The organism is Cupriavidus sp. 01L45 (assembly GCF_056399885.1).
This window is the reverse complement of sequence record NZ_JBFTSG010000144.1, coordinates 1-2123: the sequence shown is the minus strand read 5'-3', so window position 1 is coordinate 2123 and position 2123 is coordinate 1. Positions and strand designations below refer to the sequence as shown.

The following is a 2123-nucleotide window of genomic DNA, read 5'->3' as shown; positions in this document are numbered from 1 at the left end:
ACCACCAGCGACGTCATATTGACGATACGCCGCACCGTCGCCGACGGCGTCAGGATGTGCACCGGCGCCTTGACCCCGAGCAGGATCGGTCCGATCGCCACATTGTTGCCCGCCGCGACCTTGAGAAGGTTGTAGGCGATGTTGGCCGCATCGATGTTCGGGCACACCAGCAGGTTGGCTTCGCCCTTGAGCGCGCCGTCCGGCACCAGCGTGTCGCGCAGCTTCGGGTCGAGGGCGCAATCGCCGTGCATCTCGCCATCCACCTCGAGTTCCGGCGCGCGTTCGCGCAGGATCGCCAGCGTTTCGCGCATCTTCTGCGCCGACGGCGCTTCGGACGAGCCGAAGTTCGAGTGCGACACCAGCGCCACCTTGGGCACGATGCCGAAGCGCTTGAGCTCTTCGGCGGCCATCAGCGTGATCTCGGCCAGCTGGTGGGCGGTCGGGTCGATATTGACGTGCGTGTCGACCAGGAAGATCTGGCGGCCCGGCAGCACCAGCCCGTTCATCGCCGCGTACACCTCCTTGGTGCCGCCCAGGATCTGGTCGATGTAGCGCAGGTGGGCGGCGGTGGTGCTGACCGTGCCGCAGATCATGCCGTCGGCCTCGCCCTGCTTGACCAGCATGGCGCCGATCAGCGTGGTGCGGCGGCGCATTTCCAGCTTGGCGTACTGCTGGGTGACGCCCTGGCGGGCCATCATCTTGAAGTACGCCTCGGAGTAGTCGCGGAAGCGCGCGTCGTGTTCCGGGTTGACCACGGTGAAGTCGATGCCGCCGCGCAGACGCAGGCCGAAGCGCTCGATGCGGTGGGCGATCACGGCCGGGCGGCCGATCAGGATCGGGTTGGCCAGCTTTTCATCGACGATCACCTGCACCGCGCGCAGCACGCGCTCTTCTTCGCCCTCGGCGAAGACGATGCGCTTCTTCTCCATGTCGACCTGGCGGGCAGCCGCGTAGATCGGCTTCATCAGCGTGCCCGAGTGGTACACGAACTGCTGCAGCTGCAGGCGGTACGCGTCCATGTCCTTGATCGGGCGCGCGGCCACGCCGGACTGCATGGCGGCCTCGGCCACCGCCGGCGCRATCTTGACGATCAGGCGCGGGTCGAAGGGCTTGGGAATCAGATACTCGGGGCCGAACGACAGGTCCTGGATGCCGTAGGCGGTGGCGACGATGTCGCTCTGCTCCTGGCGCGCCAGYTCCGCGATCGCATGCGCCGCGGCGACTTCCATCTCACGCGTGATGGTGGTCGCGCCGCAATCCAGCGCGCCGCGGAAGATGAAGGGRAAGCACAGGACGTTGTTGACCTGGTTCGGGTAGTCGGTACGGCCGGTGGCGATCACCGCRTCCGGGCGCACTTCCTTGACCAGCTCCGGCAGGATTTCCGGGTTGGGGTTGGCCAGGGCCAGCACCAGCGGCTTGTCGGCCATGCGCTGGACCATGTCCTGCTTGAGCACGCCGGCGGCGGACAAGCCCAGGAAGATRTCGGCGCCGTCGATCACTTCGGCCAGCTTGCGCTTGTCGGTCTTTTGCGAGAAACGGGCCTTTTCCGGGTCCATCAGCTCGGTGCGGCCTTCGTAGACCACGCCGGCCAGGTCGGTCACCCAGATGTTTTCGAGCTTCATGCCCAGGTCGAGCAGCAGGTCCAGGCACGCCAGCGCCGCGGCGCCCGCGCCGGAAGCCACCAGCTTGACCTTGTCGATGTCCTTGCCGACCACCTTGAGGCCGTTGACGACGGCCGCGCCGACCACGATGGCGGTGCCATGCTGGTCATCGTGGAAGACGGGAATCTTCATGCGTTCGCGCAGCTTGCGCTCGACGTAGAAGCACTCCGGTGCCTTGATGTCTTCCAGGTTGATGCCGCCGAAGGTAGGCTCGAGCGCGGCAATGATCTGCACCAGCTTCTCGGGGTCCTTCTCGTCGAGTTCGATGTCGAACACGTCGATGCCGGCGAACTTCTTGAACAGGCCCGCCTTGCCTTCCATGACCGGCTTGGAAGCCGCCGGACCGATGTCGCCCAGGCCCAGCACGGCGGTGCCGTTGGTGATCACGCCGACCAGGTTGCCGCGCGCGGTGTAGCGGAAGGAATTGGCCGGATCGACCACGATTTCCTCGCACGCGGCGGC

Annotated in this window: 1 protein-coding gene; it reads right to left on the bottom strand. The window is 66.3% G+C overall.

The features are described 5' to 3' along the window. Positions 1-2123: NADP-dependent malic enzyme (locus AC1DT6_RS40395; RefSeq protein WP_477112227.1), on the bottom strand; the 2123-nt coding region annotated here is incomplete at both ends.